This window comes from Tumebacillus sp. BK434 (assembly GCF_004340785.1).
GTDB lineage: Bacteria > Bacillota > Bacilli > Tumebacillales > Tumebacillaceae > Tumebacillus_A.
Map to the genome: position 1 here is coordinate 361,151 of NZ_SLXS01000002.1, position 23,930 is coordinate 385,080.

At 55.8% G+C, this 23,930-nt stretch carries 24 protein-coding genes; 20 read left to right on the plus strand and 4 right to left on the minus strand.

Translation table 11 applies throughout. The features are described 5' to 3' along the window. Nucleotides 1-23 precede the first annotated feature (23 nt). Genes EV586_RS06130 through EV586_RS06140 form a run of 3 tightly spaced genes read left to right on the plus strand, consistent with a single transcriptional unit; the run spans nucleotide 24 to nucleotide 1,804 of the window. Entirely contained in the window at nucleotides 24-692 is a 669-nt protein-coding gene (locus EV586_RS06130) for a Crp/Fnr family transcriptional regulator (RefSeq protein ID WP_132944192.1), read from the plus strand. Further along, complete coding sequence (locus tag EV586_RS06135; RefSeq protein ID WP_132944193.1) at nucleotides 685-1,137, plus strand: DMT family transporter; 453 nt, start codon at nucleotides 685-687, stop codon at nucleotides 1,135-1,137. Before EV586_RS06130 ends, EV586_RS06135 begins: the two co-directional genes overlap by 8 nt. Beyond that, nucleotides 1,124-1,804: a YjjG family noncanonical pyrimidine nucleotidase gene (locus EV586_RS06140; RefSeq protein WP_132944194.1), complete on the plus strand. Its 681-nt coding sequence runs from the start codon at nucleotides 1,124-1,126 to the stop codon at nucleotides 1,802-1,804. Before EV586_RS06135 ends, EV586_RS06140 begins: the two co-directional genes overlap by 14 nt. Before the next feature lie 106 nt (nucleotides 1,805-1,910). Here EV586_RS06140 and EV586_RS06145 read toward each other — a convergent pair whose 3' ends face one another. From EV586_RS06145 to EV586_RS06155, 3 genes are all read right to left on the minus strand, one after another. Beyond that, on the minus strand, nucleotides 1,911-2,111 hold the full coding sequence (locus EV586_RS06145) for an FDLD family class I lanthipeptide (RefSeq protein WP_132944195.1): 201 nt from the start codon (nucleotides 2,109-2,111) through the stop codon (nucleotides 1,911-1,913). Between the two features lie 129 nt (nucleotides 2,112-2,240). Further along, the gene (locus EV586_RS06150; protein ID WP_132944196.1) at nucleotides 2,241-4,301 is read right to left on the minus strand and encodes an aldo/keto reductase; all 2,061 of its coding nucleotides are present in this window, start codon (nucleotides 4,299-4,301) and stop codon (nucleotides 2,241-2,243) included. A gap of 99 nt (nucleotides 4,302-4,400) precedes the next feature. Further along, the gene (locus EV586_RS06155) at nucleotides 4,401-4,961 is read right to left on the minus strand and encodes a methylated-DNA--[protein]-cysteine S-methyltransferase (protein WP_132944197.1); all 561 of its coding nucleotides are present in this window, start codon (nucleotides 4,959-4,961) and stop codon (nucleotides 4,401-4,403) included. 162 nt (nucleotides 4,962-5,123) lie between these two features. Here EV586_RS06155 and EV586_RS06160 point away from each other — a divergent pair, with 162 nt between their 5' ends. The 16 genes from EV586_RS06160 (at nucleotide 5,124) to EV586_RS06235 (ending at nucleotide 20,559) form a co-directional block, all read left to right on the plus strand. Beyond that, on the plus strand, nucleotides 5,124-6,197 hold the full coding sequence (locus EV586_RS06160) for a Fe(3+) ABC transporter substrate-binding protein (protein WP_132944198.1): 1,074 nt from the start codon (nucleotides 5,124-5,126) through the stop codon (nucleotides 6,195-6,197). After that, nucleotides 6,197-7,840 (plus strand): ABC transporter permease, encoded by a 1,644-nt coding sequence (locus tag EV586_RS06165; RefSeq protein WP_132944199.1) that lies wholly within the window; start codon nucleotides 6,197-6,199, stop codon nucleotides 7,838-7,840. The genes EV586_RS06160 and EV586_RS06165 overlap by 1 nt, the downstream gene beginning before the upstream one ends. Then, complete coding sequence (locus tag EV586_RS06170) at nucleotides 7,837-8,472, plus strand: ABC transporter ATP-binding protein (protein WP_132944200.1); 636 nt, start codon at nucleotides 7,837-7,839, stop codon at nucleotides 8,470-8,472. Before EV586_RS06165 ends, EV586_RS06170 begins: the two co-directional genes overlap by 4 nt. A gap of 182 nt (nucleotides 8,473-8,654) precedes the next feature. Next, nucleotides 8,655-9,293 (plus strand): NUDIX hydrolase, encoded by a 639-nt coding sequence (locus tag EV586_RS06175; protein WP_132944201.1) that lies wholly within the window; start codon nucleotides 8,655-8,657, stop codon nucleotides 9,291-9,293. A 204-nt stretch (nucleotides 9,294-9,497) separates the two neighbouring features. Continuing rightward, complete coding sequence (locus tag EV586_RS06180) at nucleotides 9,498-10,274, plus strand: VWA domain-containing protein (protein WP_132944202.1); 777 nt, start codon at nucleotides 9,498-9,500, stop codon at nucleotides 10,272-10,274. Nucleotides 10,275-10,304: 30 nt separating this feature from the next. Beyond that, nucleotides 10,305-10,901, plus strand: coding sequence for a TerD family protein (locus EV586_RS06185; protein ID WP_132944203.1), 597 nt, complete (start codon nucleotides 10,305-10,307; stop codon nucleotides 10,899-10,901). 36 nt (nucleotides 10,902-10,937) lie between these two features. Further along, nucleotides 10,938-11,519 (plus strand): TerD family protein, encoded by a 582-nt coding sequence (locus EV586_RS06190; protein ID WP_132944204.1) that lies wholly within the window; start codon nucleotides 10,938-10,940, stop codon nucleotides 11,517-11,519. A gap of 53 nt (nucleotides 11,520-11,572) precedes the next feature. After that, entirely contained in the window at nucleotides 11,573-12,154 is a 582-nt protein-coding gene (locus EV586_RS06195; protein WP_132944205.1) for a TerD family protein, read from the plus strand. 65 nt (nucleotides 12,155-12,219) lie between these two features. Further along, nucleotides 12,220-13,467 carry a TerD family protein gene (locus EV586_RS06200; RefSeq protein ID WP_132944206.1) on the plus strand — a complete coding sequence of 416 codons (1,248 nt, stop codon included), beginning with the start codon at nucleotides 12,220-12,222 and terminating at the stop codon, nucleotides 13,465-13,467. Between the two features lie 25 nt (nucleotides 13,468-13,492). Beyond that, nucleotides 13,493-14,224, plus strand: a complete 732-nt coding sequence (locus EV586_RS06205; protein ID WP_132944207.1) for a TerC family protein — start codon at nucleotides 13,493-13,495, stop codon at nucleotides 14,222-14,224. Between the two features lie 79 nt (nucleotides 14,225-14,303). Continuing rightward, complete coding sequence (locus tag EV586_RS06210; RefSeq protein WP_132944208.1) at nucleotides 14,304-15,491, plus strand: HpcH/HpaI aldolase/citrate lyase family protein; 1,188 nt, start codon at nucleotides 14,304-14,306, stop codon at nucleotides 15,489-15,491. After that, nucleotides 15,436-16,812, plus strand: coding sequence for a phosphoribosyltransferase family protein (locus tag EV586_RS06215; RefSeq protein ID WP_243652948.1), 1,377 nt, complete (start codon nucleotides 15,436-15,438; stop codon nucleotides 16,810-16,812). Before EV586_RS06210 ends, EV586_RS06215 begins: the two co-directional genes overlap by 56 nt. 22 nt (nucleotides 16,813-16,834) lie before the next feature. After that, on the plus strand, nucleotides 16,835-17,950 hold the full coding sequence (locus EV586_RS06220; RefSeq protein ID WP_132944209.1) for a cysteine protease StiP family protein: 1,116 nt from the start codon (nucleotides 16,835-16,837) through the stop codon (nucleotides 17,948-17,950). Continuing rightward, nucleotides 17,947-18,732 carry an HAD family hydrolase gene (locus EV586_RS06225; RefSeq protein WP_132944210.1) on the plus strand — a complete coding sequence of 262 codons (786 nt, stop codon included), beginning with the start codon at nucleotides 17,947-17,949 and terminating at the stop codon, nucleotides 18,730-18,732. Before EV586_RS06220 ends, EV586_RS06225 begins: the two co-directional genes overlap by 4 nt. An 82-nt stretch (nucleotides 18,733-18,814) precedes the next feature. After that, a complete protein-coding gene (locus tag EV586_RS06230) occupies nucleotides 18,815-19,465 on the plus strand; it encodes a hypothetical protein (RefSeq protein ID WP_481937757.1) in 651 nt (216 codons plus the stop codon). An 11-nt stretch (nucleotides 19,466-19,476) separates the two neighbouring features. Further along, nucleotides 19,477-20,559 carry a toxic anion resistance protein gene (locus EV586_RS06235; RefSeq protein ID WP_132944212.1) on the plus strand — a complete coding sequence of 361 codons (1,083 nt, stop codon included), beginning with the start codon at nucleotides 19,477-19,479 and terminating at the stop codon, nucleotides 20,557-20,559. 265 nt (nucleotides 20,560-20,824) lie between these two features. Here EV586_RS06235 and EV586_RS06240 read toward each other — a convergent pair whose 3' ends face one another. Then, nucleotides 20,825-23,152, minus strand: coding sequence for a bifunctional diguanylate cyclase/phosphodiesterase (locus EV586_RS06240; RefSeq protein ID WP_132944213.1), 2,328 nt, complete (start codon nucleotides 23,150-23,152; stop codon nucleotides 20,825-20,827). A 180-nt stretch (nucleotides 23,153-23,332) separates the two neighbouring features. Between EV586_RS06240 and EV586_RS06245 the strand changes: the two genes are divergently transcribed. After that, nucleotides 23,333-23,893, plus strand: coding sequence for an FAD-dependent oxidoreductase (locus EV586_RS06245; RefSeq protein WP_132944214.1), 561 nt, complete (start codon nucleotides 23,333-23,335; stop codon nucleotides 23,891-23,893). Nucleotides 23,894-23,930 lie beyond the last annotated feature (37 nt).

Below are 23,930 nucleotides of genomic sequence, written 5' to 3' on the forward strand. Positions count from 1 at the left end.
GAAAGCGGGAGGTGAATCCGGACATGGAAGAGATGCGAGAGCGGGGACTTTTGATGCAATACCTGGAGCGGCATGAGATCACCGGGATCTTTAATGAGCGGCTGTTGCCGCATGTCGGGCTGTACCGCTGCCGGCCGGGCGAGCTGCTCTGCAGGCAGGGGGAAGCGGCCGACACGCTGTACGTGCTGGTCGACGGCAAAGTGAAGATCTACACCACTTCGGCGGAAGGGAAGACGCTGATCCTGTCCTTCAAGACGCCGCTGGAAGTGATCGGGGATCTCGAATATGTGCAGGGCGCGGAGATTCTCAATACGGTGGAGGCGGTCACCGACGTCCATGTGCTGGGGGTTCAGCACCGCTGGCTGCATCAGTACGCGCAAGACGATGCCAAACTGCTGCAGTTTCTGCTGGACATCGTCACGAAGAAATTTCTGGTCAAGTCGCAGTCGATGAGCTTCAACATCATGTACCCGGTGGAAGTGCGGCTGGCGAGCTACCTGTTGCTGAACGAACAGACCCGCGCTGTTTCGCTGAAGGACGCGGCGAATCTGATCGGCACGTCCTACCGCCATCTGAACCGGGTGCTGCGCCAGTTCTGCACAGAGGGGCTGGTCGAGCGCCAGAAAGGGCTGATTGTGGTGAAAGACCGGGAGGCGCTGGGCGCATTGGCCAGCGAGAAGCTGTATGAGTAGCGGGCTGCTGCTGGCGCTGGTGGCGGGGGCGCTGGTCGGGCTGCAAAACATATTCAACAGCAAGGTCAGCGAGCGCGCCGGGACGTGGGTGACGACGGCGTGGGTGCTCGGCATGGGCGCGCTGGCATCGCTGCTGATCGGGCTGGCGCTGGAAGGACGCGCCTTGTTTGTGCTGGAGAATCCCAAGCCTTGGCACTGGGTCAGCGGGCTGCTCGGCGTCGGGGTGGTGACCAGTCTGGTGCAAGGGGTCAGACGGCTTGGGGCGACCTATGCGGTGTCGATCGCGCTGACCTCGCAGCTGCTCTGTGCGGTGCTGTGGGACTCGCTCGGGTGGTTTGGCCTGGAGCAGGTGCCGTTTACGGGCCGGCAGCTGATCGGCGTGCTGGTGATCATCGGCGGAGTGCTGGTGTACAAAGGGGGGGCGAAGCAGGTTGAACAGGTATAAGGCGCTGTTTTTTGATGTGGACGACACGCTGCTCGATTTCCGCGCGGCGGAACGGGCCGCTTTGCAGATGCTGTTTGCCGCGCAGGGCCTTCCGCTTACGGAGCAGGCGGAGCGGGAGTACAAACGGATCAATGGCGAGCTGTGGCAGGCGTTTGAAGCGGGCAAAATGTCGCGTGATCAGGTGGTGAACACCCGGTTTGCGCGCCTGCTCCCCGGGGCGGACGGGGTGCTGCTGGAGCGGGAGTACCGCAGCTTTTTGGAGACCGGGCATCAGTTGATGCCGGGGGCGCTGGAGCTGATCCAGGACTTGCATCAACAGCAGTATGACCTGTACATCGTCACCAACGGCGTGTCCAAAACGCAGGACATCCGGCTGCGCAACTCCGGGCTGCTCCCGTATTTCAAAGGCGTGTTTGTCTCGGAGGATACGGGGTACCAGAAGCCGATGCCAGAGTTTTTCGCGCACGTCTTTGCGCGCATGGACGGGTTCTCGGCAGAGCAGGGGCTGATCATCGGCGACTCGCTCAGCGCAGATATTCAAGGCGGGGCATGGGCCGGCCTTGATACCTGCTGGTTCAATCCGTTGGGGAAGCAAAATGGTTCCGGGATTGTGCCGACGTTTGAAATCGACAGACTGGACGCTTTGAAGGGCTGTTTGGGAACGTGATCTTATCGTTTTTATTTTCAACCCGCCGTCCTCGTGGCCGGGCCGTTACTGATCGTCCGTACAGAAAAGGCTGCCCTCACATGATGAGGGCAGCCTTTTTTCTGTGTTAGAGCGTCGGGCAGGTATAGGTCAAGCAGTTGAGCCGGGTATGCAGGCAGTCGACCGTCTGCGGAGCGCAGCCCACCGTTTCGTAACAGGTGGCCTCGCGGGTTTGGACACATAGTGTCGTCGCCGGCAACAGCGAGTCAGCCTGCGAGGAAGAAATCGAGCGGACCTGCACGTCGAGGTCGAAAAGGTCATATTTCATGCGGAGCACCTCCCTTTGTTTCTTATCTATTATTTTATAAATATTTACTAATGTTGTCAAATAACAGCGGTTGTTTACAAAATTTCCGAAAAAGAAAGAGCAGTAAACACGCAATGGTGTTTACTGCTCTTACTCCATCTCGCGGAGAATTTCGACTTCCAAACGGCCGTCGCCGAACTGATTGGTGATTTTGGCGATCAGGGCTTGCTTCTCGTAATAGAGGATGTATTCCGTGTCGCCGGCTGCGAGGGTGGAGTATTCGGCGTCGATGAGCAGGCTATCCATGTTCATCAGGGTGCCGGTGGCTTTGGTGATCGTCAGCCGCGTCCCCGGGTCCAGCGCAGGCGCTTGTTCCGCACCCTCGTCCGCTTCTTCCTGCTGCGGAACGTGCTGATTGAGTTCTTCGAGCGCATGGAGCGCGCCGCCGATCTCCAGATGGTCGGATTGGCTCCAGTTGTAGATGCCCTTGGCCAGATCGGTCACTTCCTCCACCTGGCCGATCAGCCCTTCGAACGCGTCCTGCATGCCACTTCGCCAGTCTCGCACCAGTCTGGACTTTTTCAGCACCTGCATGTGCGTGGCGAAGCGGACCAGCTTTTGTACAAAGTTCTCGAGCTCCTGCTCGACCTGATCCGCATCTTCAGAAGTGCAGATCTTGGTGACGACAGCGCCGATCAGCGCGCGGATGTCCGGATTTGCCATCAGGCCGTCGAGGATGTACCACACGGTCGGGTCGAGCGCCGCTTGGTACAGCGCCTGTACCTGCTCGACTCCGCTGAATGCGGAGCGGGTCGTGTCTTGGTCATAGGCGAACAGGGCGTTGATCTGCCTGATCTGCCCGGCGCTCAGTTGGATCGACAGCGCTTCATAGTTCTCCTCAGCGTGTCCGCCGGAATACATGACGACGCTGACTCCGAGCGTTTTGGACCAGGCGAGCAACAATTGGCTCGGGTCGATGCCGAATTCTTCAGCCAAGGCCAAAAAGCGCTGATCCTGCAGCACTTGCAGCTGCTTCTGCGGGACTGCATAGCCTTGCTTGCAGGCGCCAAGCCCTGCGCCGCCTTGAATGCCGTACCCCATAAATGTGATGTCGTTGCTTTGGCAGAAGTTGACGATCTCCAGGTTGAGGTTGTACGGGGAAAAGCGGTTTTGCACATAGCGCAGGCGCATCATGTTCTTCTCCACGGTGAAGTCGTGGATCGCCTGCAACTGCTTCAAGCTGACATTGCTGACCCCAAGCCCGGTCACCGCTCCGAGAGTGCCGGAGACCATCTCCGCGTACAGCGCTTGCAGATAGTCAAAAATGTGGTCCGGGTTGTCTGGCATCTCATGCAGCATGATCACTTTGTGCGCCGATTCGGGGATGGTCTCCATGTGATGGCGCAGGCGTTTGCCCATGTCGGTCAGCCGGAAGCCCAGACTCTCGTGTTTGGAGCGGTTGCTGCCTTTGGTGTCCGGGTTTTCCGGTTCGACTTTATAGATGATCTCGATCTCGTCAAACGGGATCTCAAGCTCTCTGGCCGCTTGAAAAATCAAGTCGGCCGCGTTGCCGTACAGCTCGGCCGTATCAAAGACGCGGTAGCCGGAGCGGAGCGCGTTTTTCAAAATGTTGAGCTTCTCTGCGGCCGGCTTATCGATCATCACTTCCAGGTCTTCAACAGACGGATCGCGGTCTTTGGGGAAGTCGGTGCCGAAGACAGGTCTGGGCTCCAATTCCTCTTGCGGGGGGAGATCGTCCGTCCAGTCTTGTTTCCGCCAGATTTCGGTCCATTCGCTGTAGGGGCGGGGCATGTTTTCATAGGGTGCGAGAGTTTCCATATACGGAGGACTGATGTCGAGGATGGCAAAATACATCAATTCGGTCACCGGATCGAAGAACCATTGCAGCCCGTCCGAGACATCGTCCCACTTCAGCTTCTTGTTCTCGGCCGGCTCCCAAGCCATCTGCAGCGGCGATCCGCTCAGGCGGGGCGCTGCCTTCCGCTGCCGGGTCGACTGCGGCTGCATCCGGGCGCGAAGCAGCTGCATCGCGGCGCGGTTGCCCACCGCTTTCTGCATCTGCAGGATGTAGGAAGCGCTGAGCGCGCCGGACGGGCTGCCGGTCCTTGCTGTGGCAGTCCGGCTTTTGTCCGGGGCGAATTGCGCAGCATCGGCCGCGTTAACGGGTGTTGGGGTAACCTGTGTATGCATCCTGTATCTCCCCTGTCTCGATCACGTACTCTATGCTTTGATCTTAGGGAACACAGGTTGATGATGTCAAATGTTTTTAACAATAGTAAGGGTGTTGAGTTAAAACTGAAACCGGGCGTGCCCTTTGCCCGAAAAGTCTTCAACGCCTTCCAGCTTGAGCAGGGTCTCTTTGATCTGCAGGCCGCCGCGGAAGCCGGTCAGGGCGCTGTTCTTGCCGAGCACGCGGTGGCAGGGGACGATGATCGGGATCGGGTTGGCTCCGTTAGCCGTACCGACGGCGCGCACCGCCTGCGGGCTGCCGATGGCGGCGGCGAGCTCGGAGTAGCTGCGAGTCTCGCCGAACGGGATCTCGGTCAGCGCCCGCCAGACCGAGGTCTGAAACGGGGTGCCGCGCAGGTCGAGCGGGAGGGTAAAAGCGGTGCGGCCGCCGGCGAAGTACTCGCCGAGCTGCGCGAGATAAGGTGCCATCTGCGCGGCGTCTTCGCATAGCGCGGCGCCGGGCAGCTTTTTCCCGACCCATGCCTGCAAGGCGTCAAACGACTCCTGCGGCCAGGTGATCCGGCACAGCCCTTGTTCGGTGGCGGCCAGATAGAGCGGGCGGTTCTGAAACGCGGGGTGGAAGAAAGCGGACCAGTAGACAGTTGTTTGGGGCTGGCTCATATGGGCATGGCTCCTTATTGGTTGAATTGAACTAATTTTCTATCATTCAAGTCAGAGAATAAAGCTTATTGACGAGGTCAAGACGCTGGACTATAATAGCACTTGTAGTCAGTGATAATGATTATCAATCGCAGATGTTGAATAAAGGAGCTAATACAACTTATGAAACGCTACATGAAAATCCCGACGATCTTGACCGCCGTGCTCTTCGCAGGCCTCTTGGCAGGCTGCGGCGCTGACACAGCGAACGATACGAAAGACGCAGCGTCCGATGCGAAAAAAGAACAGGTTGTAAATGTCTATACCGCGCGCAACTACGAAGCGGATGAAACGATCTACAAAGACTTCACCGCGGAGACCGGCATCAAGGTCAACCTCGTCGAAGGCAAAGCGGAAGAGCTGATTGAGCGCCTGAAGCGCGAAGGGCAAAACACGTCGGCCGACCTGTTTGTCACCGTCGACGGCGGCGTGCTGAACAACGCAAAGGAAGCGGGCGTACTGCAGCCGGTCGCATCGAAAAAAGTGGACGAGCAGGTGCCGGCAGAGCTGCGTGACGCTGACAACCAATGGATCGGCATCGCGACCCGCGCTCGCGTCATCGTCTATTCGAAAGACCGCGTGAAGCCGGAACAGCTGTCCACCTACGAAGATCTGGCCAGCGACAAGTGGAAAGGCAAGCTGCTCGTCCGCTCCTCGACGAGCCTGTACAATCAGTCGCTGGTCGCTTCGCTGCTCGAACTGAACGGCGAACAGAACGTGGAAGCGTGGGCGAAAGGCGTGGTCGGGAACTTTGCCCGCAATCCGGAAGGCGGCGACCGCGACCAAGTGAAGGCGATCGCGGCAGGTGTTGGCGATGTGGCGATCATGAACACCTACTATGTCGGCGCGATGCTGAACTCCAAAGAGCCGGAAGAAGTGAAAGCTGCACAAGGGGTCGGCGTCTTCTTCCCGAACCAGGAAACGACCGGCGCGCACGTGAACATCTCCGGCATGGGCTTGGCGAAACACAGCAAGAACAAGGAAAACGCCGTCAAGCTGATCGAATACATGACCGACGTCAAAGCGCAGACCATGATCACGCAAACCAACTATGAGTTCCCGGTCAACGCGAAAGCGGAACTGCCGGAACTGCTGAAATCGTGGGGCGAGTTCAAAACCCAGAAGATCGATTTCTCCAAACTGGGCGCTCATAACAAGCAGGCGCTCCTGATCATGAACAAAGTGGGCTGGAAGTAATGGCTGCTTGGCGGCGCAACTTCCGGAAATACGCAAACGGCTGGTGGTTGATCAGCCTGGCAGGGGTAGCAGTGATACTGTTACCCATTTTTTCCATTCTGCTGACGATGTTTTCTGCCCCCAGCGAAAACTGGGCGCACATCCGCGATTATCTGCTGGCCGACTATGTGCTGGAGACGTTGACGGTGGTCGGGCTGACCGCGCTGTTCACCACGCTGATCGGCGTGGGCCTGGCCTGGCTGGTCGCAGCGTACGACTTCCCCGGCAAGCGATTCCTCCGCTGGGCGCTCGTGCTGCCCTTGGCGGTGCCGCCCTACATTGCGGCTTATACGTACAGCACGATGCTCAGCTACACCGGTCTCGTGCAGGTGACGCTCCGCGAGTGGGGCGTGGTGGTCAAGCCGGGACTGATCGACCTGTTGTCGATGCGCGGTGCCGTATTTATTTTCACGATGTTTCTCTTTCCGTACGTCTATCTGATCACCCGCTCGTTTCTGGAGCGGCAGAGCGGCACGTATCTGGAAAATGCCCGGCTGCTTGGACGCGGCCCTTGGGCGATCTTCTTCCGCGTCGTGCTGCCGATCGCCCGCCCGGCGGTGATCGGCGGGGTGTCCCTGGTCGTGTTTGAAGTGATCAGCGACTATGGCGTCTCCAGCTATTTCGGCGTCAGCACGTTTTCGACGGCGATCTTCCAGACGTGGTTCGGCCTGTACGATCTCAACTCGGCCGTGCGGCTGGCCGCGTGGCTGATGGCGGGCTTGATCGGATTCTTTCTGATCGAGCGCATGCTGCGCCGGCAGCAGCGCTACAGCACCTCGACCGGCAAGCTCAATCCGCTCGTCCCGAAGCGCCTGCGCGGTGCTGGCGCCGCTTTGGCCACACTGTGCGCAGGGGGCGTATTTGCCGTTTCGTTCGCCATTCCCGTGCTGCAATTGATCCAGTGGGCGGTGCGGAGCTGGCAGGACGTCTGGAGCCCGGAATTTGTGCAGATGGCGCTGAACACCGTCCAAGTCGCAATGCTTGCCAGCGTGGCGGTCATCGTGCTGTCGGTGATCGTCGCCAATGCGGCGCGCATGCAGAAAAACGGGATGACCTACGCCCTCTCCAAGCTGGTCACGGCCGGCTACTCGATTCCTGGCGCCATTCTCGCGATCGGGACCTTGTCGCTGTTCATCTGGCTGGATGAAGTGCTGGCCCCATGCTATGCGGCGCTCGGGATGGAACAGGCGCCGATCGTGCTCAGCCTGTCGCTCGTGATGCTGGTCTTCGCCTATGTGGTGCGCTTTATGGCGACCGGGTATCAGGCGGTGGAGACCGGGTTCGAAAAGTCGGGGCCGAAGTACACGGAAGCGTCGCGGCTGCTCGGGCGGGGACTGACCGCCACCTTCTTCAAAGTCGATCTGCCGCTGGTGAAGGGGGCGGTGCTGAGCGGGGCGGTCTTGACGTTCGTCGAGATCATCAAGGAACTGCCCTTGGTGCTGCTCCTGCGCCCGTTTAATTTTGAGACCCTGGCGACCAAAACCTATCAATATGCCAGCGATGAACGCATCTTCGAAGCAGCGGTGCCGGCGATTTGCATCATTGCCGTAAGTTCGCTTTCGGTCGCTGTCTTTCATCAAATCGGAAAGCGGGTGGAGAAATGAGCATCGTGGAGACGCATAACCTTTCGTTTGCCTACGCCAAACGGCAGGCCAACATCTTGGACGGCGTGTCGATCTCGATCCAAAAAGGGGAGATCGTAGGCATTGCCGGACCGAGCGGCAGCGGGAAAAGCACGCTGCTGCGCCTGATCGCAGGCCTCGAAACACCGCAGGCAGGCACGATCTCCATCCTGGGCCGCATCGTGACCGGAGCGGAAGCGTTCGTGCCGCCGGAACGGCGGGGCGTGGGCATGGTGTTTCAGGACTACGCCCTCTTCCCGCATCTGACGGTGGCGAAAAACGTGGAGTTCGGTCTCTACCGCCTCGGGCGGGAGGAGCGCAAAGCAAGGATGCAAGAGATGCTGGAGCTGGTCGAGCTGACCGGGTTCGAAAAGCGCTATCCGCATGAGCTCAGTGGCGGTCAGCAACAGCGCGTCGCCTTGGCGCGGGCGCTCGCTCCGCAGCCGGTCATCCTGCTGATGGATGAGCCGTTCAGCAACCTCGATGCCGGGCTGAAAGCGGCCATTCGCAGCGACCTGCGCGAGATCTTGAAAAAATCGGAGATGACCTGCTTGTTCGTCACGCATGACCAGCAGGACGTGGACGCCATCTGCGACCGCACGATCGAACTCTAGACGGCTGGCAGCCTCTCGTCGTCCCGCCATCAGCTTCTCTTGGCTCACATTATAGACGGTCGCTCGGCTGCTGAGAATAGAACGGGAATGGGACAGCAAGATTCCGACAGCGTGCGGGCGGACAACTGGCAGTCCCGGTTGTTGCATGCTAGACTGGGAATACTTGAGAGGAGTGCTTGCGGATGAAGACCGAACTGTTTCAGTGCTTTGACGAACAGATGAACCCGACGGAGATCCTGCCGCGTCATGTGGTGCATCGCGAAGGGCACTGGCACCAGTCGATCCACTGCTGGGTCGGCGGGCGGGACGAGCAAGACGGGATCCCTTATCTTCTGGTGCAGAAAAGGCACCCTGACAAAGACACCTATCCGAACTATTACGACATTTCGGCGGCCGGTCACTTGCTGGCCGGGGAGACGGTGGAGGACGGGCTGCGCGAAGTCAAGGAAGAGCTTGGCATCGACGTCGATCCGGCCAAGCTGACCTTCCTCGGCATGATCCAAGAAGGCGCGGTGATCCCGCCCGATCTGCTCGATAATGAATTTTGCTTCGTGTACTACTATGAGGCAAGCATGCCGTTTGCCGCGTTCTCCTTGCAGGAAGAGGAAGTCACCGGGCTGTACCGGATCGATTTGCAGGCGTTCCTCACCATGCTGGAGACGCGCGCCGGAAGCGCGCAAGCCACCGGGATCGAGCTTGCGGAACAAGGGAGCTGGGAGGCGGCGGAACGCACGATCACATTTGCCGACATGGTGCCGTTTTCGGAAGCGTACTACAAGTTTTTGATCCCGCATTTGCAAAAGTTCGGTCAAAGGACCTAGTTCTTTCTATCTATTGAGATGCCATCTCCAACTTTGGACGTGGCATTTTAAGTTTTCTTACAGAATCGCGAAATAAAATCACCGATAAACTTCCAATTAATGCGATTATCCTAAATTTATGACATAATTAGTGTATGTTTGTCGAGAGAAATGTAGTACGATAGAGTTATTAAACAAGACCTTGATTCAGAAGGGGGATGTCGAATGAGTATTGATTTGCGTCAACAGGCAGAGACAAAGCTCATCGATCTGAGCAAAAAGGCTACGATCTCACTCTCCAAAAACGGATTGGGCGGTCAACGGGCCCGTGTAGCACTTTGTTTGGATATTTCCGCTTCCATGAATGGCTTGTACCGCTCTGGCATCGTTCAAGAAGTAACGGAGAAGTTGTTGGCGCTTGCCATGAACTTCGATGATAACGGTGCAGCCGATGTGTTTTTGTTTGGTGCTCGGCATCATGAAATTGGTGAAATTGAGCAATCGAACTTCTATCAGTTTGTGGACCGGGAGATCACATCCCGCTTTCCCTTAGAAAACAGCACCAACTATGCAGGAGTCATCCGCAAGATCGCCGATCACTACTTCCCGGGCGCGCTGACTACCGTTGTGGAGAAAAAGGGCTTTCTGGGCATGGGTACGAAGAAAGCGCTTGCGGTGGATGTATCGAAGTATCGCGAAGCAGAGCCGGTGTATGTATTGTTTATCACCGACGGGGATAACTATGACAAGGCCGAAGCTACAGAAATTCTGACTGAAGTAGCGAAGTTGGGGATTTTTTGGCAGTTCGTCGGCGTAGGTGAAAGTTATTTTCACTATTTGGAGCAATTAGACAACCTGGCAGGTCGCTTTGTTGACAATGCCAATTTCTTCAAGGTCTCATCTTTAGCTCAGCTTAGCGATGACCAGCTGTACGACCGCTTATTACATGAGTTTCCCGACTGGTTGCGAGAAGCCAAAGCGAAACGTCTGATCAAGGGTTAAACGTTACGGATGGAAAGGAGGTGACCAAAGATGGCGATCTCTCTGGTAAAGGGTCAGAAGATAGACCTGACGAAATCGAATGCAGGTCTGACGAATTTGATCATTGGTCTGGGCTGGGACCCGGTTCAACCGAAAAAAGGACTTTTCGGCTTTATGAAGCCGGATGTGAATATCGACTGCGATGCGTCTGCGCTGTTGCTCGACGTCAACGGAAGGTTGACCAAGGAAGAGAATCTGGTGTGCTTCTATAACCTGGCGAGCGGATGCCGTTCTGTCGTGCACTCCGGTGACAACCTGACCGGCGAAGGGGATGGCGATGACGAGCAGATCTTTGTCGATCTGAATCGAGTGCCGGCCGATGTGCACAAGATCTTGATGGTGGTAAACATCTACGAATGTGAAAGCAGGAAGCAAGATTTTGGCTTGATCGAACGCGCTTTCATCCGTGTGGTCAACCGAGCCAACAACCAGGAACTGGTACGCTTCAATCTCTCGGACGACTATTCGGGGAAAACTGCGCTGATCGTGGCGGAAATTTACCGTCACAACGGGGAATGGAAGTTTAACGCGATTGGTGAAGGCGCATATGCCGCCCATATCAATCTGTTGGCAAGAAAGTACGTCTAACCGCACTCAACTCGATAAGAAATGGGGAACTAGACAATGGCAATTTCTCTTGCAAAAGGTCAAAAAGTCGACTTGACGAAATCGAATCCCGGTCTGACCAAGGTCGTCGTTGGCCTCGGATGGGATACGAACAAATATGACGGCGGCAATGATTTTGACCTCGATGCTTCCGTTTTCTGTGTGAATGCAGCAGGTAAAGTGAATTCTGAGAAAGACTTCATTTTCTACAACAATGCGAAAAATGAAAACGGGTCTGTGGTACATACGGGCGACAACCGCACCGGCGAAGGTGACGGCGATGACGAGCAAGTTGTTATTGAGCTGAGCTCCGTACCGGCAAACGTGGAAAAGCTTGCGTTTTGCATCACCATTCACGAAGCGGCTGCTCGTGGTCAGAATTTTGGACAAGTGTCGAACGCGTTTGCCCGCATCCTGAACGCAGAGAGCAACGAAGAGCTGATTCGCTACGACCTGGGGGAAGATTTCTCGGTGGAGACGGCTGTCGTGGTCGGTGAATTGTACCGCCACAACGGGGAGTGGAAGTTTAACGCGATCGGCAGCGGTTATAAAGACGGACTGGCCGGCTTGTGCCGTGATTACGGTCTGGATATTGGATAAATGGGCATCTTAAACGTCAGATTCGTTTGAATTACGGAGAGCGAGGGATATCCATGACGATTAGCCTTGCCAAAGGGCAGAGAATTGATCTTACCAAGACCAATCCGGGCTTGAGAAAAGCGATCATCGGGTTGGGCTGGGACACAAACAAGTACACCGGCGGCCATGATTTCGATTTGGACGCTTCCGCCTTTTTGCTGCATGAAGACGGCAAGGCGAAAGGCATTCAGGATTTCATCTTTTACAACAATCTGATCGGCGGGAACGGTTCGGTGGAACATACCGGTGATAACCGGACCGGAGAAGGCGACGGGGATGATGAGCAGATCAAAGTAGATCTGAGTCTCGTTCCGTCCAACATTCATCGCATTGGCATTACCGTCACCGTACATGATGCAAATGCACGCGGGCAGAATTTTGGTCAGGTCTCGAATGCGTTTGTGCGCATCGTGGACGAGGAAACGAACCAGGAAGTACTGCGTTACGATCTGGGGGAAGAGTTCTCGGTCGAGACGGCGGTTGTCATTTGCGAACTGTATCGTCACGGAGGCGAGTGGAAATTCCAGGCGATCGGCAGTGGATTCTCCGGAGGGCTGCAAGCACTCTGCAGAAACTACGGTTTGGACGCCGAATGACGATCATCGCGGGGATGGCCGGTGTTTCGGCCACCCCTGCATTACGATTGGAAGGGTGATTGGCTATGGCGATTACAGTCGTGAAAGGCCAGCGCGCCGATTTGACCAAGCTGGTACCAGGGTTGTCGCAGATCACCGTTGGGATCGGATGGCACGGCCCTGCAGAATTTGAATTTGATACGTCCGCATTTCTGTTAGGAAGCAATGGGAAAGTTTCGAAAGATGAAGACCTGATTTTTTACAACAATCCGTCTACCGCCTTTATCACTTACCAAGATCGGCAAATCCAAGGAGATCAGCGACAGTTCAGCATGAACCTGAGCCTGATCCCGTCAACTATAGAAAAGATCGCATTTTCCCTGACCATTTACGAGGGGGAGAAGCGCGGTCAAAACTTTCACTCGGTGCGCAGCCTCTACATCCGCGTTGCAAACGAACGGACAGGGGAAGAGCTGTTGAGGTTCCATCTCGAGAATACATCCTTTACTTCGGAGACGGCTGTCGTCATTGGCGAATTGTATCGGCATCAGGGTGACTGGAAGTTTAATGCGATCGGTTCCGGCTTCGCGGATGGACTGCAAGCGTTATGCAGCAATTTTGGCATCGAAGTGCAAGAGCAGCCGAAACAAACCCTTCCGCCTGAACCGAAGCCTAAGCCAATACCGCCTGAACCCAAGCCAGTACCGCCTGAGCCCAAACCTGTTCCGACGATCAATCTAAACAAGATCGTGCTGGAGAAACGCGGCGACAAGATCAATCTGCAAAAGAAGTCCGGGCAACTGGGCGAGATTCTCGTCAATCTCAATTGGAACCAAAAACAGAGCAGCGGTGGATTCTTCCGCAGAAGCTCGGGGATCGACTTGGATCTGGCCTGTTTATACGAATTGAAAGACGGAAGTAAAGGTCTGATTCAGGCACTGGGCAACAGCTTTGGCTCGCTCAACCGATTGCCCTTTATCTCCTTAGACGGAGATGATCGCACGGGGGCGGTCAAATCAGGAGAAAATCTGCGGATTAACGGCAACAAGATCAAGGAGTTTAAACGGTTGCTCGTCTTTACGTTTATCTACGAAGGCGTTACCAGTTGGTCAGAAGCGGACGGCGTGGTGACGATCAAGCAAGAGGGCGGCCCGGATATTATCGTGAATCTGGATGAACACAACAACAGAAAAGCGATGTGTGCAATCGCGATGATTCAAAACGTCAACGATGAGACGCTGAGCATCGAACGTCTCGTGCAGTATTATGCGGGGCACGTTGAGCTTGATCGTGCTTATGGCTGGGGCATGCGCTGGAAGGCGGGCAGCAAGTAAAGAAAAGTATTGGAGGAGTTAGGCAATGGATTGGCTTTATAACTTTATACAAAGCGCTGTTGAGAATTACGGGCAGTTCTTTTCGTGGGATGCGATCACCAGCACGCTTTCCGATCCTGTCAGCTGGGGGATCATCGCGAGTTTGATCCTGCTCGAAGGTTTGCTCTCCGCAGACAACGCGCTCGTTCTGGCCGTAATGGTCAAACACCTGCCGGAAAAGCAACGGAAAAAAGCGTTGTTTTACGGGATTTTGGGCGCGTATGTCTTTCGTTTCCTCGCCATCGGACTTGGCACCTATCTCGTGTCGTTTACTGCCGTCAAAGTCGCGGGGGCATTGTATCTCTTCTATATCGCTTATAAAGGACTCTTTAAAGGCGGAGACGAGGGCGAAGCGGAAAACAAACCGATGTCGTTCTGGAAAACGGTGTTGATGGTTGAATTGATGGATATCGCTTTTAGTATCGACAGCGTTGTCGCAGCGTTTGGCCTGAGCAACCAGGTGTGGGTGCTGTTCCTGGGCGGACTGCTCGGCGTCCTGATGATGCGCGGTGTTGCACAAGTGTTCCTGAAGCTCATCGAGAAATTCCCGGAGCTGGAGATGGCCGCGTTTATTCTGATCGCGATTATTGCGGCGAAGATGATGCTCGGAGTATTCGGCATCCATGTTCCGCATCTTGCTTTCTTCGGCGTTTTGATCGGCGTTTTTGCAGGGACGATTTACTACAGCTCGATGAAGAAGAAAAAGACTGCACAATAACAGATCCAATCCCTCTAGAACGGAGGGATTCTTTTTTTCAATCGAGTGATACTTTCTGCCCCCGAGGGGAGGGTTAGCCTTGCGATATTTCAGCTATTTGTCTACTCAGGAAGAGATGGCGAAGTTCCATCAAGCGCCCGTCTACTTTAACAATACTTCAAGCCGGGACATTCTGTCCTATGCCGCAGGAGCAGCTCTGTACACGCCTGCGACAAGGCTCACAGTTGCGGAAGACATCCTGAATCAAAAACATGAAGGTCTCGTCTCGATCGTGTTGGATCTGGAAGATGCGATTGGGGATCATCAGGTGGAGATGGCGGAGGAAGTGTTGCTTCAGCAGCTGTTCAAATTGGATTCCTATCTGGAAATTGGAACGCTGGATCAGGAGAGTCTCCCTTTGATCTTTATCCGAGTGCGACATCCAGAGCAACTCGAAACGCTGATCGAAAGGCTGGCGGAGCGGATCGTATTGATCACCGGATTCTTCTTTCCCAAATTCTCGTTGGAGAACGGAGAGCGGTATTTCCGGATTCTTGAAACCTATCAACAGCACAAGGCGCCGGAAGCTCCCGTCTTGTATGGATCACCCATTTTGGAAAGCAGCGAAATCATGTATTTGGAGCAGCGCCTCCCCACTCTGCTTGGCATCAAAGCGATTCTGGACCGCAACAAAGAGCGTGTCTTAAACGTGCGGATCGGTGCTACCGACTTCTCCAGCTTGTTCGGAGTGCGGCGAAGTGTTCACCATACGATATATGACATCACGACAATTCGCAATTGCATCTCCGACATTGTGAACATTCTGGGGCGAGCGGAAGACGGGTACGTGATTTCCGGTCCGGTATGGGAGTATTTTTCCCGGCAAAACAGCGGCGCAGGCGTGCGAGACGAACGGATTGAGCGCATTGCGGGCCACTATGGCTTGCAGCCGGTCACGCAGTCCGACTATGGTCTGATTCGCGAGGTGCTGCTCGATAAGGAAAACGGGTTGATCGGCAAGACGATCATCCATCCCAGCCAACTCAAAATTGTGCAATCGCTGTATGCGGTTACCTGTGAAGAGTACCAGGACGCGGTCAACATTCTGGAGAACTGCGACGGCAACAGAGGTGTGATTCGCAGCGATCACGCCAATAAAATGAACGAGATTAAGCCGCATCTGAATTGGGCGAAAAGAATCCTGGCACAAGCTGCTGTCTACGGGGTGTTACATGACCAAGAAAACGTTCAACCAAGAGTCGTCTATTCCGGACAAGCATACGTATGAGATCACAGGGGATCTGCAAGTTCAGATCCGCGTGACGAACAATCCGTTTGAGATTCCGCCGGAGTCGCTGTTTTCGATGGCTGCCCGGATCAATAAAAAACGCTCGTTTCTGTTTGTCAGCAAGATACTGGGTAAGCATTTGCCCGTTCAGCCGGAAGTGAGCCTGTTAGGCGGCTATGTGTTAGCGTTGCTGCTGCAACAGGAATTGCAGGGTCCTTCGTTCCGTCCGGCGGATGCTCTGGAAGGACTGCGTGACCCAGACCAGGCGAAAGCTGCATGGTTGCGCTTGCAAGAGCACACGTTGACCCCGCCGCGACCGCTCGCGTTTATCGGATTTGCCGAAACTGCGACCGCATTGGGGCACAGCATGTATGCAGCTTTTTCATCAGACTGCCGCTATGTGCACACCACCCGGGAATGGATTCCGGAAATCGAGTCCTCTGTCAATTTTGAAGAAGAGCATTCCCATGCCACCTCACATCGCTGTTACACAGCAGCACCCGCGAAAAACAAGGAAGCGATCGTCCTGGTCGATGATGAACTGACGACAGGAAACACGGTGCTGAACATCATTCGGGAACTGAATCGCAAGCATCCGGGTCACGACTTCTATGTGGCATCGCTTCTGGACTGGAGAACGCCGGAGCATCGTGACCGCTTTGCTGAACTGGAGCGGGAACTGGGGATCTCGATCAAAGTGCTAGCTGTGCTGACCGGTGAAATGAGCGCAGTGGGAAACCCGGATTTGGCGAACTTCGCAACAGGTGCAACCGATCAATCGGAACCGCACTCAGCTGTCGATCTGCAAGTCATTCGCCTCCAAGATCTGTTTGAGCAGGTGGACGTGTCTTCGCTTGACTTGGCCGGGCACCGGAACCCTGCGCCCTACCTCTTGGCCACCGGGCGCTTTGGCATCGCATCAGCAGAGAATCGGCAGACGAATACTCAGGTTCGCCAGGCGGCAGCAAGATTAAGGGAGATGCGCTCCGGTACGAAGACGCTCTGTCTCGGAACGGGCGAATTTATGTACCTTCCGATGCGCATCGCAGCGGAGATGGGGGAGGGCGTCTGGTATCAGTCGACGACAAGAAGCCCGATCCACCCGCATGTCGATCCGTCCTATGCGATTTGGGAGGCGTTTTCCTATCCGAGTCCGGATGATCCGAACGTTCCGCATTTTCTCTATAATGTGACGCGGTACGGCTATGACGATCTCTTTGTCTTTCTGGAGCGGCCGGTGGAGCAGGAACGACTGAAGCCGTTTGTCGATCAGCTCTGCAGGTTGGGGATCAAGTGCGTTCGCGTGGTTATTTTGTCCTGACAGCAGGAGAAGGAGCCGTTGTATGAAGAGATCCGCCCCTCAACCGATGGGAAGTTATGCACCTGATGATGTCACTTTTTTGTTGAAAAACCTGCAAAACGTCGCCTTGGAAACGTCCACAGAAGACCGGGAGGAAGCCATACAAGGTGGCGTTCATTATTCGGAGATGCTTCCGGTAGAGTATCGGCCAACTCCTGAGTACCTTGATCTGTTTCATGAGACGCTCCGGCAAACGGCCGAAAAGGTCGCGCTGGCGGCAGGAACGGCAGCGGAGCTGATCGTCCGCAAACGCGGCACGAAGGTCGTTCTTGCTTCGCTGGCGAGAGCTGGCACGCCGGCGGGGATTCTGATCAAACGCTACTTGCAGCAGGTCTACGGGATCTCGCTCCCTCATTACAGCATCTCGATCATTCGGGGAAGAGGGATCGATGAAAACGCGATCTTGTATATCTTGCAAACGCATTCCGATTGTGAGATTCAATTTGTCGATGGCTGGACGGGGAAAGGCGCGATCGCTCAGGTGTTGGCGGAGTCATGCGCAGATTTTGCGAAGCGGCATCACATCGAGTTAAACAGCGATCTTGCCGTGTTGGCAGACCCGGGAGCATGCACAGAAACGTTTGGGACAAGGGAGGATTTCCTGATCCCAAGCGCCTGCTTGAATTCGACAGTATCGGGGCTGATCAGTCGTACCGTCCTGAGGGAGGACCTGATTGGGCCAGATGATTTTCATGGAGCGAAATATTATGAAGAGTGGGCAGGTGAAGACGTATCGCGGCTTTTTGTGGATACGGTAAGCCGACATTTCCCGGCCATCGCAGAAGCGGCCAGACGGCAAGCGGATCAGCACCAAAGCGTGCAGGTAGAAGCTAGTTGGCGGGGGCTGCATGAAATCAGGCGCTTGCAGGCGCAATTCGGCATTGATGACATCAATTTGGTGAAACCGGGAGTTGGCGAGACGACACGGGTGCTGCTGCGGAGAGTTCCCTGGAAAATCCTCGTCGATTCCCTGGACAATCCCAACCTGAAACATATCTTGCTGCTTGCTGCCGACCGGCAAGTCCCGGTGGAAGTATCGCCCGAGCTCAGCTATTCATGCTGCGGGCTCATCCGGTCGCGAAAGGGTGATGCAGAGTGATCTTTGCCAGCGACCTTGATCAAACGCTCATCTATTCGCAGCGATCGCTCGGGGGCGCAAGTGACAGCTGTGAGCTCATCCCTGTGGAGCTGAGAGATGGAACGCCATTTTCTTATATGCCGAAGCAGGCGTTGGAACTGTTGCGGGAAGTAGCTGAACGCGCGGCGTTTGTCCCGGTCACGACGAGGACGGTGGAACAATATCGCCGGATTCACTTGTTCCAGGAACAGATTCTGCCGAAATATGCGGTTACCAGCAACGGTGGCAATATTCTGTTCGACGGCGAGCCTGATCCGGAATGGAACCGCCATCTGCACCGTCTCATTCGGGAGACGTGTCTGCCTGCTCGCGAGGCGTATGCGGTGTTCCAAGCGATCGCCTCGCCGCAGTGGGTGCTGGGCGAGCGATTCTGCGATGAGATGTATTATGCGATCATCATCCGTCGCGAATTGATGCCGACCGATGAGGTGATGCTAGTGGCGGAACGGCTGAAAGCCTCAGGCTGGGAGCTCTCCGTGCAGGGGCGCAAGCTGTATCTCGTACCGCACGCCGTCAGCAAAAGGGCAGCCTTGGCGCATCTTGAGGAGTTGTCCGGGAAAGAAGTTCGATTGGCTTCGGGGGACTCGCTGCTCGACCGCGGGATGTTGGATTTCGCCAGACATGCCATTATCCCGCGGCATGGCGAACTGTACCGCGAACAGGCGGAGTACCGAATGACACGTGATGCAGGAGTGTCTGCAGCCGTTGAGATCCTGCTCCTGGCGGCCGAACTGTGTTCCTAAGTGTGTAGGGACTGGCAAAAAACGACAAAATAAACTATAATTTTGATACTAGTTTCAACAAGCTGGAGGTGATCTGCAAATGATGACGAAACGAGTGTTAGCCGGTGCAGCCGCCGGATACCTGATTGCACTGGTTACGAGTCCGCTGTTGCCGGAACTGATCTCGCTGTTGATCCCCTTTGCGGGCATGTGGATGGGGGCGATGCGCGACAAAAAGAAGGCAAACATCCGGGATGTCGTGCCGGAGGTCAGAGCGGAGCCGACCACGCCTTCTGCGTCTGTCGAGCCGATGCCGGGCGAAAGACGTCAGGAAGCGGCCGTCCAGGCAGACTCTGAATTCGCGCCGGTGTTGGAGTACTTAGAGATCTTAGAAGATATGGTGATCTCAGAAGGGCAGAAAAACAGCCTGGACGATGAGATTGTGGATAAATCGCTCGCGTTGTTTGCGCGACTGCAACGGGTCATCCCGCTGTTGCAAGAAATGAACAACGGATCGATCAATCATATGATTCGCAGATTGGTGCTGAAAGATCTAAACAGTTTTATCACTCCCTTCTTACGGCTGAGCGGTGAAACGAAGACGAAAAATCGACGGATGCTCCTGAACGGATTGAAAGACATTAATATGAAGATTACGTCGATCGTCGAAACGATTGAACATAAAGATCTGATCGAGTTGCAGACCAAGGCAGAATTGATCCATAACCGCTATCATGAAACTGATCATATGTAAGGAGGAAGAGCATGTCTACAATGGCCATTGAGCTCAAAAAAGAGGACGAGCAGAAAGCTGTCCAGGAAGCGACTCAATTGATTCAACAAGTATCGAACACCGATACGATGACGTTGGATTCTCTGATGGACGAAATCGGCAAGCTGGGGATGAAGACGCAGGAGAAGGCGGGCAATACTCTGCAGATGCTTGATCGACCGGTCAATGATCTCATGTCAGGGAAGCGGGCGGAAGTGTCGAACATGATTCTCAAGCTCCGCGATGAGTGTGAAGGGCTTCAGCAAAGCAAAAACGTAGGGGTGTTTGGCAAACTGTTGCGCAAAAGCCCCTTTAAGAACTACGTTCACAAATATCAGTCTGTCAAAACGAACATCGATGCGATCCTGAGCGGGCTTCGAGACGGGAAAGACACGTTGCAAGAAAACATCGCCTACATGCGTCAACTGAAGCGCACCTCCATGGAAGAAATCTATAACCTGCAGACCAAGATCGCGTTTGGCGATAAGCTGAGAGAGCTGTTTGAGCTGGAGATCGCGAAGGCGGAGAACGAGTCTCGCAAGGCGCACTTGGAACGCGGCTTGCGCAAAGTGGTGTCGCGCATTCAGTCGATGACAGAAATGATCATGCTCTACAATCAGGCGATCGCAGCGACCGACCTGATCAACGATAACAACGACAAATTGATCGATTCGATCAACAACGCCATCGATAAGACGGCCAACTTGATCACCGTATCGGCGATGATCGCCATGGCGCTGGGGGATCAGGAGCGAGTGATCGCCGCTGTAGATGCCACGAACAAAACGCTGGAGGAGCAATTCAAAGAGAATGCGCGCCTGCTGAAGACGACGACAGAACGGACCAATGAGCTGTTGAGCAAACCGTCGATGTCGCTGGAAGGCGTTAATCAGGCAATCGGCGATTTGATGGCAGCTTTGGATCTGTCCGAGCGTTCCAACCAGCAAATCATCGCCAGCTGCAAAGAGTACACCACCAAGATGACGGTCATCAACCAGCAACTGGGGGATCGTCTTGGACTGCAGTCGGCGGCGAGAGAAGCGTTGCCGAGTAAAGTGAACAGCTTTTTGGACTAAGATCGAGGATTTGTAGACAGCCGGCAACGGCTGTCTTTTTTGTGGTCTAGAGGAACCGTTTTTCCACATAGACTGTCAGCAGATACGATCTTCAGAACGAACATTGAGGAGGGCTCTCTCAGTGGCAGAGGCGATATGTATGGGAGGTCTGATCATCGTGCTGATCTTGGTCAGCAGTTATGAACGAGCGGAAGGGATTGCAAAGCTCTTGAAGCGCAAATAGCACGGCCAAACAAAAAACCTCCTGAGTATTCAGGAGGGTTCGCTATGTTGCGCGGAGCTGTTGCGTTTCCAAAAATGCGGCCAGCACCGGGAAGTCGAGCGGTTTGCTGAAATAGTACCCTTGCACGAAGTAGCAGGCCTGCTCGCGCAAAAATGCCACCTGCTCAGCCGTTTCCACCCCTTCGGCGATCACGGTCAGCCCTAAGTTGCGCCCGAGGTCGATGATCGCTTTGGCGATCGTGCTGTCGCCTTCTGCGCGGGCGATCTCGTCCATGAAGCTCTTGTCCACCTTCAGCGTGTCGAGCGGGAACTTCTTGAGGTAGTGCAGGGAGGAATAGCCGGTGCCGAAGTCGTCGAGCGAAATCTCGATGCCGGCGTTGCGCAACTGCTGCAACTTGTCGGTCACCCCGTGGATGTCCGACATCAAGGCGCTCTCGGTGATCTCGATCTTCAAGCGGCGCGGATCAAACCCCGTCTCCTGCAGGATGTCCATCACACCGTCGACAAAGCCGGTCTGCTCCAACTGCACCGCCGAGGCGTTGATCGACAACTGCAGGTCGCTTCGGCCGAGCAGCAGCATCTCTTCGCAGCTTCTTCTCAGCACCCAGTTGCCGATGTTGTGGATCAGGCCGGTCTTTTCGGCGAGCGGGATGAATTCCAGCGGCGAGACGCGGCCGATGACCGGATGCTGCCAGCGGACGAGCGCTTCGACGCCGACCGTGCCGCCGGTGGAGATGTCGACGATCGGCTGATACTGCAGGAACAGCTCTTCCTGTTCGACCGCCGAGCGCAGGTACATTGTGAGCTTCTCCTGCTTTTCGATCATCTGGCGCATTTCGTCGCGGTAGGGAAGGATCTCGTTGCGGCCTTGCCCCTTGCCGGTGAACATCGCGAGGTCGGCGTTTTTGATCAGGCTTTCCGCGTCGGACCCGTCGTGCGGGTAGAAGCTGTAGCCGATGCTCGCCGTCACTTTCAGCTCGCGGTCGGCGATGAAGAGCGGCCGGGACAGCTCCGCGCCGACCCGCGCGGCGAGGTCGTGCACCGATTGATTCGAAGCGAAGCCGGTGATCAGCACGGTGAACTCGTCCCCGCCCATCCGCGAGATCAGCGCTTCTGTGCTCAGGGCGCCTTGCATCCGCTCGACGATCGTCAGCAGCAGGCGATCGCCCGCTTCGTGGCCCCACGTGTCGTTGATCTGCTTGAAGTGGTCGAGGTCGACGAACAGCACGGCGAGCGATTCACCGGTCAGCTTGGCGCGCTCGATCGCCTCGGCCAGCCGTTCCGCAAACGCGACGCGGTTCGGGAGCTGGGTCAGCGGATCGAGCAGGGCCGCCTCGCGGATCGCCTGCTGCGATTGCTGCAGCGAAGACATCATCAGGTTGAACTCCGCTTCCAGCTCGCCGATCTCATCCCGGCCGCTCGGCTCCATCCGGGCGGAGAAGCTCTGGTTGCGGGAGATCCAGCGGATGTTGTCCACGAGGTGCTTCAGGCGGCTGATCACGAGGCGCTCAGAAGCGAACACCGCGCCGGCGATGGCGAAGATGGCGATGGCAGCCAGATACAGCGAGAAGTAGAGAACCGTTTTCAGCCCCTGCTGATAGACCAGGCGCTCCTGATCGAGCGAGACGAAGAAGCAGAGCCCGCCGTCCCAGTCATGCACAATGCCATAGACCCGGCTCTCCGACCCGGAGAGATGTTCAACCCACACGTCAGGATGTCCGGCCGCCAGATGCATCTGCCGGTCGGCCGGCCGGATCGAGAGCTGTTCTTGGGTGCGCAGGCTGAGCCGCTTCACTTCGGCCGGGGAGACGAAGCGGCCGGCGATCAGCGCGCCGCGGATCGGACCCTGCCGTTCGCTGGTCAGGATCGGCTGCGCAACGACCATCATCGGCTGTCCGTCGATCTGGAGCAGGCCCTGATGGACGTCGTTCACATCGGCGAACTGTGTCAGTTTGCGCACTTGATCCGGCTGGCGGAAGTAGTCGGGCACAGGCCGGGCCGCTTTTTGCTGCTGATCGAAGCCCTGCCCGTATCTGATGTTGCCTTGCTCATCGATGAGCAGGAGCAGGTCGAGGCGGTTGGTCTCAAAGGTGGTGACTGTGTAGTTGCTCTCCAGATAGTCGGGCGCATCATGGCCCTGCACGAACTGATAGGTGTCGTCCCAAGCCGAATAATTTAACAGGTTGGTGCTGATGTTTTTTATCTCATCATCGATGGCGTAGAGCACGCCGGTCATCGTTTGTTTGGCATGTGCTTCGTCGATGCGCAGGTAGCTGCTCAGCAAGGTCTGTTTCACAAACAGCAGCAGCAGCGACAGGCAGACGACCAGCAAGATCGAAAATTGCAGAAACATCTTCTTGCGAAGTTTCACGCGAGCACCCACTGTCGTTTAATGGAATCTTTATTATGAGTCAAATATTCTTGAATATGGCACGTAATTCCTCCTTACTTCGTATAAAATTCCGCGGTCGGTCGCGGCGATTACTTTTGGAATAAGAAGTGCAGACTGGAAAGTGGGAATCGAAGTTCCATTTGAAGGGAGTTACGGAGCATGTATGATGTCATAATTGTCGGCGCAGGTCCGGCCGGAGCGGCCGCTGCAATTTTTACGGCTCATGCCGGGAAGAAGACGCTGGTGATCGACAGCGATCACAGCATGACCAAGCGGGCGTGGATGGAGAACCATTTTGCGGTCTTGGAGATCAGCGGCCCCGACATGCTGGAGACGGGCCGCAAGCAGATGGAGAAGTTCGGAGCGGAACGGGTCACCGGCAAAGTGGAAAACATCGTCCGGACGGAGCACGGCTTCCGCGCGGAGCTCGACAACGGGCAGTATGAAGCCAAACATGTCATCCTCGCCACCGGCGCGATGGCCGATCTGGCGGACAAGATCGGCGTGGAGACGCGCGAAGGCAGCGAGCCGCGCATCAAGACGAACGTCGTCGTCGACCGCGACGGCAAGACCAGCATCCCGGGCATCTGGGCGGCCGGCACGATCGCCGGGGTCAGCGTCCACACCATCGTCACCTCCGGCGACGGCGCCCGCGTCGGGATCAACGTCGTCAGCGAGCTGAACGGCGAGCGCTATGTGTGGCATGATGTGATGAAGTAAGAACGGCCAAGAACCATCGGGTGAGATCGAGCCCGAT

What these genes read in the sequence shown, in the direction of transcription:
- EV586_RS06150 (WP_132944196.1), bottom strand. Translation starts at nt 4,301, where the DNA reads ATGCATACACAGGTTACCCCAACACCCGTTAACGCGGCCGATGCTGCG.
- EV586_RS06190 (WP_132944204.1), top strand. Translation starts at nt 10,938, where the DNA reads ATGGCAATTTCTCTTGCAAAAGGTCAAAAAGTCGACTTGACGAAATCG.
- EV586_RS06165 (WP_132944199.1), top strand. Translation starts at nt 6,197, where the DNA reads ATGGCTGCTTGGCGGCGCAACTTCCGGAAATACGCAAACGGCTGGTGG.
- EV586_RS06175 (WP_132944201.1), top strand. Translation starts at nt 8,655, where the DNA reads ATGAAGACCGAACTGTTTCAGTGCTTTGACGAACAGATGAACCCGACG.
- EV586_RS06180 (WP_132944202.1), top strand. Translation starts at nt 9,498, where the DNA reads ATGAGTATTGATTTGCGTCAACAGGCAGAGACAAAGCTCATCGATCTG.
- EV586_RS06160 (WP_132944198.1), top strand. Translation starts at nt 5,124, where the DNA reads ATGAAACGCTACATGAAAATCCCGACGATCTTGACCGCCGTGCTCTTC.
- EV586_RS06245 (WP_132944214.1), top strand. Translation starts at nt 23,333, where the DNA reads ATGTATGATGTCATAATTGTCGGCGCAGGTCCGGCCGGAGCGGCCGCT.
- EV586_RS06170 (WP_132944200.1), top strand. Translation starts at nt 7,837, where the DNA reads ATGAGCATCGTGGAGACGCATAACCTTTCGTTTGCCTACGCCAAACGG.
- EV586_RS06205 (WP_132944207.1), top strand. Translation starts at nt 13,493, where the DNA reads ATGGATTGGCTTTATAACTTTATACAAAGCGCTGTTGAGAATTACGGG.
- EV586_RS06200 (WP_132944206.1), top strand. Translation starts at nt 12,220, where the DNA reads ATGGCGATTACAGTCGTGAAAGGCCAGCGCGCCGATTTGACCAAGCTG.
- EV586_RS06130 (WP_132944192.1), top strand. Translation starts at nt 24, where the DNA reads ATGGAAGAGATGCGAGAGCGGGGACTTTTGATGCAATACCTGGAGCGG.
- EV586_RS06215 (WP_243652948.1), top strand. Translation starts at nt 15,436, where the DNA reads ATGACCAAGAAAACGTTCAACCAAGAGTCGTCTATTCCGGACAAGCAT.
- EV586_RS06185 (WP_132944203.1), top strand. Translation starts at nt 10,305, where the DNA reads ATGGCGATCTCTCTGGTAAAGGGTCAGAAGATAGACCTGACGAAATCG.
- EV586_RS06155 (WP_132944197.1), bottom strand. Translation starts at nt 4,961, where the DNA reads ATGAGCCAGCCCCAAACAACTGTCTACTGGTCCGCTTTCTTCCACCCC.
- EV586_RS06145 (WP_132944195.1), bottom strand. Translation starts at nt 2,111, where the DNA reads ATGAAATATGACCTTTTCGACCTCGACGTGCAGGTCCGCTCGATTTCT.
- EV586_RS06220 (WP_132944209.1), top strand. Translation starts at nt 16,835, where the DNA reads ATGAAGAGATCCGCCCCTCAACCGATGGGAAGTTATGCACCTGATGAT.
- EV586_RS06230 (WP_481937757.1), top strand. Translation starts at nt 18,815, where the DNA reads ATGACGAAACGAGTGTTAGCCGGTGCAGCCGCCGGATACCTGATTGCA.
- EV586_RS06235 (WP_132944212.1), top strand. Translation starts at nt 19,477, where the DNA reads ATGTCTACAATGGCCATTGAGCTCAAAAAAGAGGACGAGCAGAAAGCT.
- EV586_RS06135 (WP_132944193.1), top strand. Translation starts at nt 685, where the DNA reads ATGAGTAGCGGGCTGCTGCTGGCGCTGGTGGCGGGGGCGCTGGTCGGG.
- EV586_RS06195 (WP_132944205.1), top strand. Translation starts at nt 11,573, where the DNA reads ATGACGATTAGCCTTGCCAAAGGGCAGAGAATTGATCTTACCAAGACC.